Source organism: Streptomyces sp. TRM70350 (genome assembly GCF_019219825.1).
Classification (GTDB): domain Bacteria; phylum Actinomycetota; class Actinomycetes; order Streptomycetales; family Streptomycetaceae; genus Streptomyces.
Window position 1 is genome coordinate 20458 of sequence record NZ_JAHUXH010000009.1, and the last position, 16676, is coordinate 37133.

Consider the following 16676-nt stretch of genomic DNA (forward strand, 5'->3'; position numbering starts at 1 on the left):
CCAGGTGTACCCAGGTTGCAGGTGGTGCGACGATGGACGTTATGGGGGACAAGGCAACTCTGTTCGAGACAGGGCGATTTGTGCAGCCCGCCGGTCAGGAGGAGACCCGGGACGAAACGGGCGAGGCGGCCGAGGAGGCGCGTCAGCGGCTCGCGGCCGAGGCCGGTGACGTCGAGGCGATGAGCGTCCTCGGGGCCATGCTGCTGCGCCGTGGCGATCTCGACGGAGCCGAACCCCATCTGCGCGCCGCGACCGCCGAGGGCGACCGCGCCGCCGCGAACAATCTGGGCGTCCTGCTGCACCAGCGGGGGTACGCCGACGAGGCCGCCGGATGGTGGCGGATCGCCGCCGTCGCGGGCAGCGCGGCCGCCGCGCACGCCCTCGGGCGGCATCACCGGGAGCGGGGCGACGAGCCGGCCGCCGAGTACTGGCTGCGGCAGTCCGCCGAGCAGGGGCACGTCCTGGGGGCGTACGCGCTGGCCGATCTGCTGGAGCACCGGGGGGACGACGCCGCCGAGCAGTGGATGCGGGTCGCCGCCGAGCGGGGGCACCGGGAGGCGGCGTACCGGCTGGCGCGGACGCTTGATCGCAGAGCGGTGCGCGAGGGCGGGGCCGGGGCTGACAACGGTGTCGGGGCCGTCGGCGGTGCTGCTCCGGAGGAGGAGGCCGAGCAGTGGTACCGGCAGGCCGCCGCGCGCGGGCATCGGCGGGCCGCGCTGCATCTCGGGGCGATCCTGGAGAAGCGCGGGGAGCTGAAGGAAGCCGGGCGCTGGTATCTGACCTCCGCGAAGGACGGGGAGCCGCGGGCCGCCTGTGCGCTCGGGTTCCTGCTGCGGGACGCGGGGGACGAGGAGAGCGCCGCCGTGTGGTGGCTGCGGGCCGCGCAGGACGGTGACGGCAACGCGGCGAACGCGCTGGGCGCGCTGCACGCCGAGCGCGGGCAGACGCAGACCGCCGAGCGATGGTACCGGGCTGCCCTGGACGCCGGAGACGTCAACGGGGCGTACAACCTCGGGCTGCTCTGCGCCGAGCAGGGGCGGATCGGGCAGGCCGAGCAGTGGTACCGGCGTGCGGCGTACGCCGGGCACCGGGAGGCGGCGAACGCGCTGGCGATCCTGCTGCTTCAGGGGGGTGACGAGACCGGGGCGGAGCCGTGGTTCTCCAAGGCGGCGGAGGCGGGGAGCGTCGACGCCGCCTTCAATCTGGGGATTCTGTACGCCAAGCGGGGCGAGGACACGGCCGCGCTGCGGTGGTACGAGCGGGCGGCGGCCGACGGGCACATCGAGGCGGCGTTGCAGGTCGGGATGGCTCGGCTGCGGGACGGGGACGAGTCGGCGGCGGAGCGGCATCTGCGGTGCGCGGCGGGGGGCGGCAGCGCGGAGGCGGCGTACCGGCTGGCGGCTTTGCTCGACGCGCGGCGGCCGCCGGTGTCGCCGCACGAGCTGGGGGAGCCGGCGCAGGAGAAGTCCGAGTGCGAGGAGTGGTACGAGCGGGCGGCGGTGCAGGGGCATCGGCGGGCGCAGGTGCGGGTGGGGATGCTCGCGGCCGCGCGGGGGGATGTGGTCGAGGCCGCTCGGTGGTACCGGGAGGCGGCTGAGGCGGGGTCGCGGAACGGGGCGTTCAATCTGGGGCTGCTGCTGGCTCGGGAGGGGAGTGAGCCGGAGGCGGCGGTGTGGTGGACGCGGGCGGCCGACGCGGGGCATGGGCGGGCGGCGTTGCGGCTTGCCCTCGTCTACGCGCGTCGGGGGGAACTGGCGGAGGGGCAGCGGTGGGCCGATCGGGCGGTGTCGCTGGGGCCTGGGGAGGTGGCTGAGCGGGCGGCGCGGCTGCGGGATGCGTTGCGGGAGGAGCTGTCGGCGTGACGCTGCGCCGACCGGTTGCCCGGCGTTGCTGCTGGGGGGTGGGGTGCCCCGCCCGCGCCGACGCGGTGCCGCTGCGCCCACCCGTGCCGCCCCAGCGGCACGACTGCCCGCAGCTACGCCAGCGGCGTGAGCGGCTGTGGGGTGGGCTGTCGTCCGAGCGGTGTGCTGAGGTGTGGGCTGTCGTCCGAGTGGTGCGGCTGTCCGTAGGTATGCCGGTGTGGTGGGAGCGGCTGTGGGGTGGGCTGTGGTTCGGGCGGTGTGCTGGGGGTGGGCTGTCGTCCGAGCGGTGTGCTGGGGTGTGGGCTGTCGTCCGAGCGGTGTGCTGGGGTGTGGGCTGTCGTCCGAGTGGTGCGGCTGTCCGTAGGTATGCCGGTGCGCCGAAAGCCGCTGCGAGGTGGGCTGTCGTCCCGGCGGTGCGGCTGTCCGCAGGACCGGGCGGCGCGTACGGCCGTGCCGCGCAGGTGTGGCGGGAGGTGCTGCTGCCCTGGCCAGGGGTGCGGCGGTCCGCAGTCACGGCGCTGTGGCCCGCGACGGAAGCTACGGCGCCGTGGCGGGGGTGGCCGCTTACCCCGCGGTGCCGCGGCAGTTGCCGCGGCGGGCAGCCATACCGTTGCGGCGGTAGGCCGCTGAGCAGGGGTTCTCAAGTGATTTGCTTCTGTCGGCGGTCTTGACGTAACGTTGCATTCACCGACGCGGGGTGGAGCAGCTCGGTAGCTCGCTGGGCTCATAACCCAGAGGTCGCAGGTTCAAATCCTGTCCCCGCTACTGAAGGCCGAGGGCCGGAATCCAGTCACTGGATTCCGGCCCTCGGTTTTGTGCTGCTGCAGGGCAGCGGACGAAGCAGAAACCGCGTGCTCACGCCGACGCGCAGTTCGGGCACAGGCCGCGGTACGTCACCTCGACGTCCGAGACCGTGAAGCCGAAGCGCTCCGAGTCGGGCAGGTCGGCCAGGGGGTTGCCCGTGGGGTGGACGTCGCGGATCGCGCCGCACTGGGCGCAGACCAGGTGGTGGTGCGGGCTGCGCGCGTTCGGGTCGTACCGCTTGGCGCGCTTGTCCGTGGTGACCTCGAGCACCTCACCGAGGGAGACCAGCTCGCCCAGCGTGTTGTAGACGGTCGCCCGGGAGATCTCGGGCAGCTTGGCGACAGCCCGGGCGTGCACCTCGTCGGCCGTCAGATGGACGTGTTCGCCGTCGAGGACCTCGGCCACAACACGCCGCTGCGCGGTCATCCGCCATCCGCGTCCGCGCAGCCGTTCCAGAAGGTCACTCATGAGGACCAGCCTAGCAGCAGGGAGCCCAAACTCCGAACAGGTGTGACTTTGGAGCTCTCCTTGACTTAGACAAAGTCCATTGTAGGATCGAGTACGGCTCTGGCCGAGGGACAGGAAACCGGCCGAGGAGCAGGAACACGCACGGCATGACGCAGGAGGCGCACGTGACCCAGGGACCGCTCACGACGGAGGCCGGTGCTCCGGTCGCCGACAATCAGAACAGCGAGACCGCGGGCGTCGGTGGTCCCGTGCTCGTCCAGGACCAGCTCCTGCTGGAGAAGCTGGCCCACTTCAACCGTGAGCGCATCCCGGAGCGTGTCGTGCACGCCCGTGGCGCCGGTGCCTACGGCACCTTCACGGTGACCGCCGATGTCACGAAGTACACGCGGGCCGCGTTCCTCTCCGAGGTCGGCAAGCGGACCGAGGTCTTCCTGCGTTTCTCGACGGTGGCCGGCAACCTCGGCGCGGCGGACGCCGTCCGCGACCCGCGTGGCTTCGCGCTGAAGTTCTACACCGAGGAGGGCAACTACGACCTCGTCGGCAACAACACCCCGGTGTTCTTCATCAAGGACGCCATCAAGTTCCCCGACTTCATCCACACCCAGAAGCGCGACCCGTACACCGGCTCGCAGGAGGCGGACAACGTCTGGGACTTCTGGAGCCTGTCTCCCGAGTCCACGCACCAGGTGACCTGGTTGTTCGGTGACCGCGGCATCCCCGCCTCGTACCGCCACATGGACGGCTTCGGTTCGCACACCTTCCAGTGGAACAACGAGGCCGGCGAGGTCTTCTGGGTCAAGTACCACTTCAAGACCGACCAGGGGATCAAGAACCTCACCGCCGAGGAGGCGGAGATCCTCGCGGGCAAGGACCCCGACTCGCACCAGCGCGACCTGCGCGAGGCCATCGAGCGGGGCGAGTACCCGTCCTGGACCGTGGGCGTGCAGATCATGCCGGCGGCCGAGGCGGCGACGTACCGCTTCAACCCGTTCGACCTGACCAAGGTGTGGCCGCACGCGGACTACCCGGTCGTCGAGATCGGCAAGCTGGAGCTCAACCGCAACCCGCGGAACATCTTCGCGGAGGTCGAGCAGTCGGTCTTCAGCCCCGCCCACTTCGTGCCGGGCATCGGCCCGTCCCCGGACAAGATGCTCCAGGGCCGCCTCTTCGCGTACGGCGACGCCCACCGCTACCGCGTCGGCATCAACGCCGACCAGCTGCCGGTGAACCGCCCGCACGCCACCGAGGCGCGCACCAACTCCCGTGACGGCTTCCTGTACGACGGCCGGCACGGCGGTACGAAGAACTACGAGCCGAACAGCTTCGGGGGCCCGGCGCAGACCGGCCGTGCGCTGTGGCAGCCGTTCGACGGCTTCACCGCCGGCACCGGCAACCACCCGGCCCCGGTGCACGCCGAGGACAACGACTTCGTCCAGGCGGGCAACCTCTACCGGCTGATGCCGGAGGACGAGAAGGAGCGCCTGATCGACAACCTGGCGGGCTCCCTCTCGCAGGTCTCGCGCGAGGACATCATCGAGCGCGCGATCGGCAACTTCCGTCAGGCGGACGCCGACTTCGGCAAGCGGCTGGAGGCCGCGGTCCAGGCCCTGCGCGGCTGACACCACCAGCACTGGACCGCTTGCCGAGTGGACGGGCCGGATCTCCGTACGACGTACGAGGGGATCCGGCCCGTCCGTGTGCTACGAGGGCCCGTCCGTGTGCCTGTCAGCAGGTGTGCTCAGGCCGGTACCTGCTGCCGTACCGGTGCCCAGCAGCGGATGATGTCGCGGACCGAGACGATGCCGGCGGGTTCGCCGCCGTCGAGGACGATGAGATGCCGGAAGCCGCCGTGTGCCATGGCGTGGGCCGCCTCCTCCAGGGTCCACGACGGGGCCGCGAACACGACGTCGGTGGTGGTGTGGTCGTGGGCGTGTTCCGTGTCCGGGTCCTGGCCGAGACCCACGGAGTTCAGGATGTCGCGCTCGGTCAGGATGCCGATGCCGCCGGCGTCGGGGTCGTGCACCACCGCCGCGCCGACCCGACGGGCGGACATCAGCGCGGCGGCCTGGCGCAGGGTGTGGGTGGGGCCGATGGTGAGGACGACTGTGCTCATGGCGTCACGTACGAACATGGATGGAGCCACCTCCTGAAGTGTCCCCGCCGTGTGTTCTGTTTGTTCACCGTTTCACAAGTTCACAAGTGGGGGGACTTTCAGGGTGGCAGGTAAAGCGGGGGTCAACAAGTGGGCGTTCAGTAACGCTCGTTGAGGTACGCCAGCAGCTCGTCGTGCAGCAGGCCGTTCGACGCCGCCGCGTTGCCGCTGTGCGGGCCGGCGCGGCCGTCGAGGCCGGTGAAGGTGCCGCCGGCCTCCGTGACGATGATGGCGTTCGCGGCCATGTCCCACAGCGACAGCTCGGGTTCGGCGCACATGTCGACCGAGCCCTCGGCGACCATCATGTACGGCCAGAAGTCGCCGTACGCGCGCGTGCGCCACACCTCGCGGCTGAGGTCCAGGAAGCCGTTCAGGCGGCCCTGCTCCTCCCAGCCGGAGAGGGAGGAGTACGCGAAGGAGGCGTCCGAGAGCTTGGCGACGCGCGAGACGTGCAGTCGGCTCGCGGAGGTGAGGCTGCGGCCGCTGAAGGCGCCGTGGCCCTTCGCGGCCCACCAGCGGCGGCCCAGGGCGGGGGCGGAGACGAGGCCGACGACGGGCTGGTAGCCGCCCTCCGCCGCCTCCATCAGGGAGATCAGGGTCGCCCAGACGGGGACGCCGCGTACGTAGTTCTTGGTGCCGTCGATGGGGTCGATGACCCAGCGGCGGGGGCCCGTGCCCTCGACGCCGTACTCCTCGCCGAGGATCGCGTCGCGCGGGCGGGCGCGCTGGAGGTGGCCGCGGATGAGTTCCTCGGCGGCCCGGTCGGCCTCGGAGACCGGCGTCATGTCGGGCTTGGTTTCGACCTTCAGGTCGAGGGCCTTGAAGCGGTCCGTCGTCGCGGCGTCGGCGGCGTCCGCGAGGACGTGGGCAAGACGCAGGTCGTCGAGATAGTCGGGCATGTGAGGAACGGTATCTGCCGTGGTCGGTACGGGGCTACAGGGGGCGGTGGCGGCGGGTCGCGCCCGGGCGGGCGGGGCGCACGGCCCGGCGCGGGGAGTCTGCGCACTCGCCCCTCACCTCCCCCCGCCCCCCAACCCCGACGATCTGCACGAACCCTTGACAGTGCCCCCACAGCCGTCAAATCTGGGCGCAGAGTCCGTCCCCCCAGGGAGGCGATGATGCCTGCTGCCCGGGAGTCCCTGCTGGACGCCGCCTATACGGCGCTCGCGCGGCGGCCGTGGGCCGCGGTGCGGATGGTGGACGTGGCCGCGGCGGCCGGGGTGTCCCGGCAGACGCTGTACAACGAGTTCGGCAGCAAGGAGGGGCTCGCCCGGGCGCTGGTGCGCAGGGAGGCCGACGGGTATCTCGCCGGCGTCGACCGGGCCCTCGGTACGCACAGCGACCCCCGCGAGCGGCTCATGGCGGCCGCCGAGTGGACCATCGTGGCAGCCCGCGAGAACGCGCTCGTGCGCGCCATGCTCACCGGCTGCTGGAGCCAGTGGCTGCCGTCGCCGACCCTCACCGCGGTCCCGTCCTCCTCCGCCGTCCCCGCGCAGCGCCGGGCCGACGGCGCGTTGCCCTCGCCCGGCGACTTCGTGGCGCAGGTCCGCGACCGTGCCGTCGCGGTGCTGGCCGGACCCGGCGTGCCCTCGTCGGACACGACCGACCTGGCCCGCTCCTGCGAACTGGTCGTCCGTCTCGCGCTGTCCTGCGTGGCCGCACCGCCCGGCGACGGCGGCGTCACGGACCTGGTGCGCGGCGCCCTGCACCGGCAGCCGGTGTGAGCCCCGTACGCCTCAGCGCGCGGAAGCACGCCTCAGTGCGCCGAGCCGGACAGTTGCAGGCCGATGATGCCGATGATGACCAGGCTGATGGAGACGATCTTCAGCGTGGAGACGATGTCGCCGAGGAAGACCATGCCGTAGATGGCGGTCCCGGCCGCGCCGATGCCGGTCCACACCGCGTACGCGGGACCCACGTCGAGTTTCTTCAAAGAGAGCGTCAGCAGGCCGAAGCTGCCGATCGCGAAGATGCAGAACGCGATGGTCGGCCAGAGTCTGGTGAAGCCGTGCGACAGCTTCAGACAGACCGCGAAGCCGGTTTCGAGCAACCCGGCCACGATGACCAGCAGCCACGCCATGTGCTGTCCTCCCCGTTTCTCCCCGTGACCGCGTGTCAGGCGTTTGTCAGGGTTGGCATCCGGCTTTTGCGATTATGCCCTTACCGAACCGGCCCCAAGACAAACCCCGCGTGAAGAGAAACAACGCGACGGTCAGTCCCCTTCCTTCCGCTCGCGCGTCCCCAGCAGCCGCCGCAGCGAGTACAGCCGGGCGGGATCGGCGTGCCCCTCGGCCACCCACGCGTCCAGCGCGCAGTCCGGCTCGTCGTGACTGCACGCGCGCGGGCAGCCCGCCGTGCCCGGCTCCAGGTCGGGGAAGGCGTGGATGACCCGGGACGGGTCGATGTGCGCGAGCCCGAACGACCGTAGGCCCGGTGTGTCGATGACCCAGCCGTCCGTGCCGGTGAGCGGGAGCGCCAGGGCCGAGGTCGTCGTGTGGCGGCCGCGTCCGGTCACCGCGTTCACATGCCCCGTCAGCCGCCGCCGTTCCTTGGGCACCAGCGCGTTGACCAGGGTCGTCTTGCCCACGCCCGAGTGGCCGACGAACGCCGTGATCTTATCCTGGAGCTGCTCGAACACCCGCTCGGCCGCATCGCCGTTCTCCAGCTCCTCGCGGCTGGTGACGACGTACGGGATGTCCAGGTCGCCGTAGAGCTCCAGGAGCTTGTCGGGCGGGGCGAGGTCCGACTTGGTCAGCACCAGCAGCGGGTCCAGGCCGCCGTCGTAGGCCGCGACCAGGCAGCGGTCGATCAGGCGTGGGCGTGGCTCGGGGTCGGCGAGGGCGGTGACGATGGCGAGCTGGTCGGCGTTGGCGACGACCACGCGCTCGTACGGGTCGTCGTCGTCCGCGGTGCGCCGCAGCACCGATGTGCGCTCCTCGATGCGCACGATCCGCGCGAGCGTGTCCTTCTTGCCGGACAGATCGCCGACGAGGGCCACCCGGTCGCCGACCACCGCCGCCTTGCGGCCCAGCTCGCGGGCCTTCATCGCCATCACCACACGGTCCTCGACCAGACACGTCAGGCGGCCCCGGTCGACGGTGAGGACCATGCCCTCGGCCGCGTCCTCGTGCTTCGGGCGGATGTTCGTACGCGGCCGGTTGCCCTTGCGGTTGGGGCGGGAACGGATGTCGTCCTCGTCGGTGTGCTTGCCGTAGCGGCGCATGGCGGTGACCCCTACGCCCCGAGCATCCCGGTCCACAGGTCGGGGAAGTCCGGCAGGGTCTTCGCCGTCGTCGCCACGTTCTCGATCTGTACGCCCTCCACCGCGAGGCCGATGATCGCGCCGGCGGTGGCCATGCGATGGTCCTCGTACGTGTGGAAGATCCCGCCGTGCAGCGGGCGCGGGCGGATGTGCAGACCGTCGGCGGTCTCGGTGACGTCACCGCCGAGTTCGTTGATCTCCTTGGTGAGCGCGGCCAGACGGTCCGTCTCGTGCAGCCGCAGATGCGCCACGCCGCGCAGCGTGGAGGGGGAGTCGGCGAGGGCGGCGACCGCCGCGATGCCGGGGGTGAGCTCGCCCACGTCGCCGAGGTCGACGTCGATGCCGTGGATCGAGCCCGAGCCGGTGAACACCAGGCCGTAGTCGGTCAGTTCGCAGGAACCGCCCATTTCGGTGAAGATCTCGCGCAGCCGGTCGCCGGGCTGGGTGGTGCGGGACGGCCAGTCCGGGATCAGCACCTTGCCGCCGGTGACCAGGGCCGCCGCCAGGAACGGCTGGGCGTTCGACAGGTCCGGCTCGATCGTCAGGTCCCGGCCCAGCAGGGCGCCCGGCGTGACCCGCCAGACGTTGCGCTCGCCGCCCGACTCGGGGGTGTCGACCTGCGCACCGACCGCGCGCAGCATGTCGACGGTCATCCGGATGTGCGGCATGGACGGCAGCGTGGAGCCGATGTGGCGGACCTCCACGCCCTGGTTGAAGCGCGGGCCGGACAGCAGCAGGGCGCTGACGAACTGGGACGACGACGAGGCGTCGACCTCGACCGGGCCGCCGTCCAGCGCGCCCCCGCCGTGCACGGTCAGCGGCAGCGCGCCGCGGCCGTCGTCGTCGATCCGGGCACCGAGCACGCGCAGTGCGTCGATCACGCCGTTCAGGGGACGCTCGTACGACCTCGGGTCGCCGTCGAAGCGGATGGGCCCGTCGGCGAGCGCGGCGACCGGCGGCAGGAAGCGCATCACCGTGCCGGCGTTGCCGACGTCGACGGTGGCCGGGCCGCGCAGCCCCGCCGGGAGCACGCGCCACGCCTCGCCGGTGCCGTCCGGGCCCACGCCCTCCTCGATGCCGACACCCATCGCCCGCAGGGCACCGGCCATCAGCAGCGTGTCGCGGGAGCGCAGCGGGCGGCGCAGCCAGCCGGGCTCGGAGGCGAGGGCGGCCAGCACCAGGGCGCGGTTGGTGACCGACTTGGACCCGGGCACGTGGACCGTCGCGTCGACGGCTCCGCTCGCGTGCGGGGCGGGCCAGAGGGCGGTGTCTGCGGGGTTCTGCGCCATGGGCCCCACTCTAGTAGGCGGCGGTGGTTCGGGTACGGGTGCGTTGTGGCTGGTCGGGCAGTCGACGGCGCGCCATCGCCAGCCGCTCACAGCTCCAGCAGCCAGCGCCCGCCACCGATCAGCGAGCTCAGCGACACCACGTGGAAGAGGAACAGCCACAGCCCCGCCGGTACGTTCGTCAGCCGCGACAACTGGTCGGCGTCCGAGTCACCCGCGCCTGACCGCCGCCGTTTCCCCTGCAGCTCGAACGCCGGGCGCACTCCGCCGAGCAGCAGGAACCACACCACCACGTACGCGAACGCCGCCTGCACCTGGGGCCCCGCCAACCAGGAGACCAGGAGGAACGCGCCGCCGGTCAGGAAGACGGTCAGGACGCCGTACGCGTTGCGGATCATCACCAGCATCGCCACCAGCAGGGCCGTCGCCACCCACAGCAGCAGCGTGATGCGCCCGGTGGCGAGCAGCGCGGCGCCGCCGAGGCCCAGCAGCGGGGGAGCGGTGTACCCGGCGGCAGCGGTGAGGATCATGCCGATGCCGTACGGCTTGCCCCGGCTGACCGTGAGGCCGCTGGTGTCGGAGTGCAGGCGTATGCCGGTCAGGGTGCGGCCGGTGAGCAGCGCGATCAGACCGTGGCCGCCCTCGTGGGCGATGGTGATGGCGTTGCGTGCGACGCGCCACAGCCCGTGCGGGACGATCACGGCGAGGGCCGCGGCCAGGGTGGCGAGTACGACCCACAGGTCGGGGTCGGGCTGGGTGCCGACGAGTTCGTCCCAGAGAGAGGTGGCTGTCGTGCTGTCCATGTTTCCGGGGCGCTCCCTGTTGTCGGCGAGGTCTGGCAGTGTGGCACGTATGTGCGGCCGGTATCTGAGACGCCGATGTAGCAGGGGTCGTTCCTGACGGCAAACATGCAGGTCACAGCGGCAGAGCCCCAGAGTGATCCGGGGCTCTGCCGCTACCGTGCTGACTGTGTGCCGCCACCGGCACGACGGGCATGGTCAACGTGGGTGCCCGCCTCCTGGGCGCGGGGCTGCCGAAGGGCTGGAGCCGTGCCGGGAGCTGTTCGGGCGTGCTGAACAGCTCCCGGCGTCGGCGGCCGCAGCTGCACAGCCTCAGGCGGGGTGGGTCCGCCGGGGTCGGTTACGGCGTCACCACCTTGCCGCCGAAGGTCACCACCAGGCGGCCGTCCGAGGCGAAGGACCAGCCCAGCGCGCCGCTGTAGGAGGAGCACCGGGAGCCGTTCGAACCCGTCCACCACTGGTTCGAGCTGTCGGAGTTGCCGATGATCCGGTCGTTCGAACCGCCGTCGCAGGAGGTGTTGTCCCGGAACACCGACCTGCTGCCGGAGTCGAAGTTGAAGTTGCGCTGTTCGTTGCCGATGCTGACGTTGTCCGAGATCTGCATCGTGCCGGTGTTGCGGTTGTAGGTGAACCCGTGCTTGCCGTTCCCGTAGGCGATGCTGCGCCGGACGATGTGATCGACCCCGATGTCCTCGCCGCCGAGCTTGTAGCCGTTGCGGTCACCGTTGCCGGCCTGGCCGCCGTTGCTGAGGGTGCCGTTGTCGTAGGCGAGGGAGTCCTCGATGGTCACCGCGCCGATGGGGCCGGTGTCCGTCTTGGTGAAGAGGTCCCAGCCGTCGTCGATGTTGTTGTGGGCGACGGCGTAGCGGAAGACGTTCCCGGGGCCGGAGGTGAGCTTCGCGGCGAAGCCGTCGGCGTCCTCGCCGTCGGAGTCGGCGTTGTCGTGCGACTCCGCGCTCAGGATGAGGTTGTTGGACGGCCACTGGTCCTTGGGGGTGGTGGAGGTCATCCGGGACAGCTGCAGCCCGGTGTCCCGGTTGAAGCGGGTCACCGTGCGCTCGATGACGTTGTTGCTGCCGCCGACGAAGATGCCGTTGTCCCCGGCCCGTTCGACGACGAGGCCCTTGACGTGCCAGTACGACCCGTTCACGGCGAGTCCGCGGTTGGACGAACTCTCGCTCTGCGCCGAGAAGTTCAGCACGGGGGTCTCACCCGGGTAGGCGGCCAGTTCGGTGCGGTCGCCCGAGGTGCCGTTCTTGCCCGCCGGGATGGTGACGGTCTGCGAGTAGCGGTAGGTGCCGCCGCGCATGTAGATCGTCCCGCCGGGAGTGACGCGGGAGATCGCCGAGGTGAGCGTCGTCGGGTTCGACTGCGTTCCGGCTGCGCTGTCGCTCCCGTTCGGCGCCACGTACAGCGCATCGCCGGCCGGCGGCTGGCTGCCGCCGCCCTCGACGGGGATGAGGGCGAACTGCTGGTTGACTCCGTCGTGGGGGGTGTGCTGGGAGATGCGGGCGCCGTCGGCGGTGGACCACTCCCAGACGTCGAGGGCCTTGCCGCTGAAGCGGTTGATGAACCGGTGGTAGCCGTTCCCGAGGTCGTCCAACCGCCACTGCTGGTTCTCTTCGCCGAGGTCGGTCCACTGCACGATCTGTGCGCCGTTGTCGGGGTTCCACTCGAAGACGTCGAGAGCCTTGCCGGAGTGGCGGGCCTGGATGCGGTAGAAACCGTCGCCCGCGTCCAGGAAGCGGAACTGCTGGTTGGTGGCGTCGGAGCGGGACCACTGGATGAGGCCGGCCCCGTCCTCGGTGCTGCGGGCCTGGATGTCCAGGACCTTGCCCGAGTGGCGGGACTGGATGACGTACCAGGTGTCGGATGCCGGCTCGGCGTGACTGGGACTCGCGCCGAACAGGCCCAGCAGAAGGGCGAAAGCGCTTGCTATCGCGAGGGTGATCCAGCTGTGCCGATGTCTCCGGCCGTGTCGTTCGCGCGGAGGCGAGGATGGTGAGGACATGGTGCTGACCCCTTTCCAAAAGTGTGCGGATCCGGATAGATGCACAGAGGGGGAGCGCTCCCAATGGGTTCGGAACGTAGCAATTCGCCATGAACCCGTCAACGGAATGGACAGAAAGCGCTATCTTTTTTGGAGCAGACAAACCGTCTGGCGTTCCCGCGGTGACCGCGGCGTCGTCCCCCGGCACCAGACGCAGAGCGTCCAACGGAGCGGTCCACGAGCCGCGGCCCGATTCCAGCGCGCAGATCACCGAAAGGGCCGGCCAGGGACGGGGTGCGCTGGTCCTTGCCGCGTCGGTAGGTGTCCGGGTTCGCTACTGGCCGGCCGCCTCGGGCCGGGGCGCGATGTCCGGCTCCCGCTCCTCGCCCGGCGCGGATTGCGGGAAGGCGCGGCGCACGAATCCCGCGATGTGGTCGTACAGCAGGTGTGCGGCGCCGGCCGCGTCGCCCTCCAGCGCGCGGGTGAGGATCCGCCGGTGCTCCTCCGCCTCCCGCTCCCAGCTGGGGGTGGACTCCCAGGCCACCGTCGAGACCAGCGCCGCCTGGTCGCGCAGGTCGTCGAGCATGTGCACCAGGAGCGGGTTGCCGCACGGGTGGTAGAGCGCGCGGTGGAAATCCCGGTTGGCCAGGGAGCGGCCGGCCCGGTCCTCGGCGGCGTCGGCGCGATCCAGCGCCGCCTGGGCGCCGGCGAAGTCCGACTGCGCGAGGATGCTGCGGCGCAGCGCCTCCGGTTCGAGCATCAGCCGCACGTCGTAGACGGAGCGGGCCATGGTCGCGTCCACGGCGCGCACGGCCGCGCCCTTGTACTCGCTCATCACCACCAGTCCGCGTCCGGCCAGCGTCTTGAGCGCTTCCCGGACGGGGGTCTTGGACACCCCGAACCGCCCGGCCAGCTCGCTCTCGACCAGCGGCTGTCCCGGCGGGAGCTGGCCCGTGAGGATGGCCTGCGTGAGGTGCTCCAGGACGAACTGGGTCCTGGAGGGGACGGGGACGACCGGTGTGGTGCCGGGCACGGGCACATTCATGCGGCAACAGCTCTCAGGTCTCGTCTGTCATATGTCATATATAGCGTCATCGTAGGGCGCTGGACGTTGGCGGACCGCGGAGTCCCGCGGGAGCGCCGGGTGGACCTGGGCGGGGTCGGGGACGGCGTCGGCCGGGGGCGAGGTGTCGAGCGGGGGTCATCCGAGGCGGGTGCCGTTCTCCACCAGCCGCACCGGCCGGTGAGTGTCGGCCGACCTGCTCGCCGCGACACCCACGAGCACGCTGCGGATGCCGTCGCGATAGCCCGCCTGCCGGCCCAGGGGGTCCCCGGTGGGGCCGCGGAAGACGTCGTCGAGCAGGAGCCGGTCGCCGCCGCCGTGCCCGCCGCCCGCCCGCCGTCCGTCGTCTCCGTCGTCTCCGTCATGCAGGGCGATCTCCTCCCGCGGGGACCAGTGCCGCTGCAGGGTCAGCCGTTCCCACGTTCCTTCGGCGTTCTCCTTGCTGCGCGCCGAGGGGTCGATGGCGGCCTGTGGCGGCGTCCAGGCGCGTTCGCAGACCTCCAGTTCGGCCCGGCCCTCGGTGCCGTTCACCGCCACCCGGTAGCCCTCGAAGGGCGCGTGGGCGTGCAGCGAGTAGGTCAGCATCGCCCGGTTGTCGTAGCGGACCAGCACCGCCATGGTGTCGTCGATGGTCACTCCGTCGCCGAACACGTCCTGGTCCCGCAGATAGCCGTCCTCGTGCTCGGCGTCGAGGTAGAGCCGCGCGAGCCGTTCGTCGCGCGACATGTCCAGCAGGAAGGGGTCGGTGTCGGTCGAGGGCGCGCCGGTGCCGCGCGCGGGCCGCGGGCCCAGGCCGCGTCCGCGGGCGTTCTCGCTGCCGTAGAAGAGCAGGTCCGCCTGGGCGAAGACCAGCTCGGGGCTGGCGTCCAGCCACCAGTTCACCAGGTCGAAGTGATGGGTGGACTTGTGCACCAGCAGGCCGCCGGAGCGCGTCCGGTCCCGGTGCCAGCGCCGGAAGTAGTCCGCGCCGTGGATGGTGTCCAGCGCCCACTCGAAGTGCACGGAGGTCACCTGGCCGACGGCGCCGTCGGCGATGAGCCGCCGCAGCGCCGTGTTCCGCGGCGAGTAACGGTAGTTGAAGGTGACGATGATCTGGGCGGTGCTGCGCTCGGCCGCGGCCGCGATCGCCGCGCAGCCCTCCGCGTCCGTGGTGAGCGGCTTCTCCACCACGACGTCCACCCCGGCGTCCAGAGCGGCGCACACGTAGTGGGCGTGGGTGGCGTCCACCGAGGTCACCAGCACCGCGTCGGCTCCCTCCAGCATCTCGGTGAAGCCGTCCGGCCCGAAGCACGGCACGGGCCCACGGCCCGCCGCGGCCATGCGCTGGTTGTAGAAGTCCATCCGGGTCCGGTTGGTGTCACAGAGCGCGACGATCTCTCCGGTGTCGCTCCAGTCACCGAGCAGCGCGTCGACGTACATCTGCGCGCGGTGGCCGAGCCCGACGACGGCGTAGCGGCGTTTGCCACGCGATTCCACAGGCGGCTCCTCGAAAGCGGGTCTTCGGGGGTCAGGCGATACAGGCGGTTCAGTGATTCAGGCGGTTCAGTCAGGTGGTTCAGGTGGTTCAGGCGGTTCACGCCGCGCGACGGCGTGCCCGGGGGCGGCGAGCCGCCCGGCCGGTGGGGCCGGGCAGGGCACGCCGGTTGTCAGCGGGGCGGGGATCAGCCGAGCGTGCTGTTCGCCTCCTGCAGGAATCCCTCGGCGGCGTCCTGCGGGGTCTTGCTGCCGGAGATGACTTCCTGGCCGTAGCGCTCCAGCATGTCCGGGATGTCGGCGGCGCCGTCCGGATAGGCGGAGGGCGGGTCGGCCAGCTTGTCGCGGACCTTGTCGACATAGGCCAGCGAGGCCTGGTCGGGTGCGGGCAGGTCGCCCTTGATCTCCTGGAGGACCTTGCTGTTCATCGGCAGCCCGCGGTCGCTGCCCAGGATCTTGCCCGCCTGCGGATCGTTGACGAGGAAGTCGATGAGCTTGCCCGCCGCCTTCTGCTGCTTGCTCTGTGCGCCGACGGCCCAGAACATCGTCGGCTGGAGGAACATGCCGCTGCTCGTCGCCCCCTGCTCCTGCGGCATCTGCAGCAGGCTGATCTCCTGGCCCGAGGCGGTGCTGGCGGCGCTGAGCTGGTTGGTCCAGTACATCCCCATGCCACCCTGGTTGGTGCCGATGAGGGACTGCTCGATGCTGTTGGAGCCCAGCTCGTTGCTGAGGGCGGCGTCGGGGGAGCCCTTCGCCTTGATCATGTCCGCGCTGAGCTTGTACCAGTCGGCGAGGGTGCCGGCCGAGACGCCTATCTTGCCGTCCTTGTAGAGCGGCTCGCCGCGTTGTGCGGCGAAGACGTTCAGGAAGGCGTCGTTGAAGTTGATCTGGGTGCCGTAGACGCCGTCGCCGCCGGCCTTGGTGAGCTCGGCGCTGACGTCCTGGTAGTCCTCCCAGGTCCAGGACGTGTCGTCGGGGACGTCGACCCCGGCCTTCTCGAAGACCGAGGGGTTGGCCATCACGGCGAAGGCGTTGGCGCCGGTGGGGATGGCGTACTGGGTGCCGTCCACCGCGCCGCTGGAGAGCAGCTTCTGGTCGAGATCGCCGGTGTTCACCAGCCCCTTGAGATTGGCGAGCGTGTTGTTGCGGGCGAACTCGCCGAGCTTGCGGATCTCGATGGCGAAGACGTCCGGGGCGTCCCCGCCGGCGACCTTGGTGGTCAGCTGGTCGTAGTAGGCGTCCCAGTCGGAGTACGACGACTTGATCGTGATGTCCGGATTCTCCTTCTCGAAGACGTCGATCGCCTCCTCAGTGATCTTGTGCCGACTGGCCTCGCCCCACCAGCTGACGTTGAGCGTGACCTTGCCGTCGTCGCCGGATCCCGAGTCGCCTCCGCAGGCGGCGGTGGCGGTCAGGAGGCCCGTGGCCGCGAGGGCCACGCACAGCCTTTTCGTTCTCGGTCGGTGAAGCACGGGAGTTCTCCTTCGGTGCGTTCCAGTGGGTAGAAGTCAGTGGG

14 protein-coding genes, 1 tRNA gene and 1 pseudogene are annotated in these 16676 nt (G+C 71.0%); 4 read left to right on the plus strand and 12 right to left on the minus strand.

Translation table 11 applies throughout. The features are described from left to right. Nucleotides 1-32 precede the first annotated feature (32 nt). Entirely contained in the window at nucleotides 33-1862 is a 1830-nt protein-coding gene (locus KWI83_RS16335) for a tetratricopeptide repeat protein (RefSeq protein WP_218515088.1), read from the plus strand. 691 nt (nucleotides 1863-2553) lie between these two features. Then, nucleotides 2554-2627: transfer RNA gene (locus KWI83_RS16340), tRNA-Met, on the plus strand. 90 nt (nucleotides 2628-2717) lie between these two features. Here the strand turns inward: KWI83_RS16340 and KWI83_RS16345 are convergent. After that, nucleotides 2718-3134 (minus strand): Fur family transcriptional regulator, encoded by a 417-nt coding sequence (locus KWI83_RS16345; RefSeq protein WP_218515089.1) that lies wholly within the window; start codon nucleotides 3132-3134, stop codon nucleotides 2718-2720. Nucleotides 3135-3298: 164 nt separating this feature from the next. On the opposite strand from KWI83_RS16345, the gene KWI83_RS16350 reads away from it, so the two are divergent. Beyond that, nucleotides 3299-4753, plus strand: coding sequence for a catalase (locus KWI83_RS16350; RefSeq protein ID WP_218515090.1), 1455 nt, complete (start codon nucleotides 3299-3301; stop codon nucleotides 4751-4753). Between the two features lie 119 nt (nucleotides 4754-4872). Here the strand turns inward: KWI83_RS16350 and KWI83_RS16355 are convergent, their stop codons facing one another. Together KWI83_RS16355 and hisN are read right to left on the minus strand one after the other, a co-directional pair. After that, nucleotides 4873-5265, minus strand: coding sequence for a cyclic nucleotide-binding/CBS domain-containing protein (locus KWI83_RS16355; RefSeq protein ID WP_218515091.1), 393 nt, complete (start codon nucleotides 5263-5265; stop codon nucleotides 4873-4875). 119 nt (nucleotides 5266-5384) lie between these two features. Continuing rightward, nucleotides 5385-6185, minus strand: a complete 801-nt coding sequence (hisN, locus tag KWI83_RS16360) for a histidinol-phosphatase (RefSeq protein ID WP_218515092.1) — start codon at nucleotides 6183-6185, stop codon at nucleotides 5385-5387. 216 nt (nucleotides 6186-6401) lie between these two features. Between hisN and KWI83_RS16365 the strand changes: the two genes are divergently transcribed. Next, complete coding sequence (locus tag KWI83_RS16365; protein ID WP_218515093.1) at nucleotides 6402-7010, plus strand: TetR/AcrR family transcriptional regulator; 609 nt, start codon at nucleotides 6402-6404, stop codon at nucleotides 7008-7010. A 32-nt stretch (nucleotides 7011-7042) separates the two neighbouring features. On the opposite strand, the gene KWI83_RS16370 is transcribed toward KWI83_RS16365, so the two are convergent. The 9 genes and pseudogenes from KWI83_RS16370 to KWI83_RS16405 all read right to left on the minus strand — a co-directional run bounded on the left by KWI83_RS16370 (nucleotide 7043) and on the right by KWI83_RS16405 (nucleotide 16632). Next, entirely contained in the window at nucleotides 7043-7366 is a 324-nt protein-coding gene (locus KWI83_RS16370; protein WP_218515094.1) for a multidrug efflux SMR transporter, read from the minus strand. A gap of 132 nt (nucleotides 7367-7498) precedes the next feature. Further along, entirely contained in the window at nucleotides 7499-8509 is a 1011-nt protein-coding gene (gene rsgA / locus KWI83_RS16375; RefSeq protein WP_218515095.1) for a ribosome small subunit-dependent GTPase A, read from the minus strand. Between the two features lie 11 nt (nucleotides 8510-8520). Continuing rightward, entirely contained in the window at nucleotides 8521-9837 is a 1317-nt protein-coding gene (gene aroA / locus KWI83_RS16380; protein ID WP_218515096.1) for a 3-phosphoshikimate 1-carboxyvinyltransferase, read from the minus strand. An 86-nt stretch (nucleotides 9838-9923) separates the two neighbouring features. Beyond that, entirely contained in the window at nucleotides 9924-10637 is a 714-nt protein-coding gene (locus KWI83_RS16385) for a M50 family metallopeptidase (RefSeq protein WP_218515097.1), read from the minus strand. A 337-nt stretch (nucleotides 10638-10974) separates the two neighbouring features. Next, nucleotides 10975-12645: an RICIN domain-containing protein gene (locus tag KWI83_RS16390; protein ID WP_218515098.1), complete on the minus strand. Its 1671-nt coding sequence runs from the start codon at nucleotides 12643-12645 to the stop codon at nucleotides 10975-10977. A 157-nt stretch (nucleotides 12646-12802) separates the two neighbouring features. Further along, a pseudogene (locus tag KWI83_RS40275) lies at nucleotides 12803-12947 on the minus strand (transposase); the annotation flags it as partial. A gap of 11 nt (nucleotides 12948-12958) precedes the next feature. After that, nucleotides 12959-13669, minus strand: coding sequence for a GntR family transcriptional regulator (locus KWI83_RS16395; protein ID WP_218515099.1), 711 nt, complete (start codon nucleotides 13667-13669; stop codon nucleotides 12959-12961). A gap of 156 nt (nucleotides 13670-13825) precedes the next feature. After that, nucleotides 13826-15163, minus strand: a complete 1338-nt coding sequence (locus KWI83_RS16400) for a Gfo/Idh/MocA family protein (RefSeq protein ID WP_218515100.1) — start codon at nucleotides 15161-15163, stop codon at nucleotides 13826-13828. A 185-nt stretch (nucleotides 15164-15348) separates the two neighbouring features. Further along, nucleotides 15349-16632: an extracellular solute-binding protein gene (locus KWI83_RS16405; RefSeq protein WP_218515101.1), complete on the minus strand. Its 1284-nt coding sequence runs from the start codon at nucleotides 16630-16632 to the stop codon at nucleotides 15349-15351. Nucleotides 16633-16676: the final 44 nt, after the last annotated feature.

Excerpts from the sequence above, each read along its gene's own strand:
- KWI83_RS16390 (WP_218515098.1), bottom strand. The coding sequence starts at position 12,645 with ATGTCCTCACCATCCTCGCCTCCGCGCGAACGACACGGCCGGAGACAT.
- KWI83_RS16370 (WP_218515094.1), bottom strand. The coding sequence starts at position 7,366 with ATGGCGTGGCTGCTGGTCATCGTGGCCGGGTTGCTCGAAACCGGCTTC.
- aroA (WP_218515096.1), bottom strand. The coding sequence starts at position 9,837 with ATGGCGCAGAACCCCGCAGACACCGCCCTCTGGCCCGCCCCGCACGCG.
- KWI83_RS16355 (WP_218515091.1), bottom strand. The coding sequence starts at position 5,265 with ATGTTCGTACGTGACGCCATGAGCACAGTCGTCCTCACCATCGGCCCC.
- KWI83_RS16385 (WP_218515097.1), bottom strand. The coding sequence starts at position 10,637 with ATGGACAGCACGACAGCCACCTCTCTCTGGGACGAACTCGTCGGCACC.
- KWI83_RS16345 (WP_218515089.1), bottom strand. The coding sequence starts at position 3,134 with ATGAGTGACCTTCTGGAACGGCTGCGCGGACGCGGATGGCGGATGACC.
- hisN (WP_218515092.1), bottom strand. The coding sequence starts at position 6,185 with ATGCCCGACTATCTCGACGACCTGCGTCTTGCCCACGTCCTCGCGGAC.
- rsgA (WP_218515095.1), bottom strand. The coding sequence starts at position 8,509 with ATGCGCCGCTACGGCAAGCACACCGACGAGGACGACATCCGTTCCCGC.
- KWI83_RS16335 (WP_218515088.1), top strand. The coding sequence starts at position 33 with ATGGACGTTATGGGGGACAAGGCAACTCTGTTCGAGACAGGGCGATTT.
- KWI83_RS16395 (WP_218515099.1), bottom strand. The coding sequence starts at position 13,669 with ATGAATGTGCCCGTGCCCGGCACCACACCGGTCGTCCCCGTCCCCTCC.
- KWI83_RS16365 (WP_218515093.1), top strand. The coding sequence starts at position 6,402 with ATGATGCCTGCTGCCCGGGAGTCCCTGCTGGACGCCGCCTATACGGCG.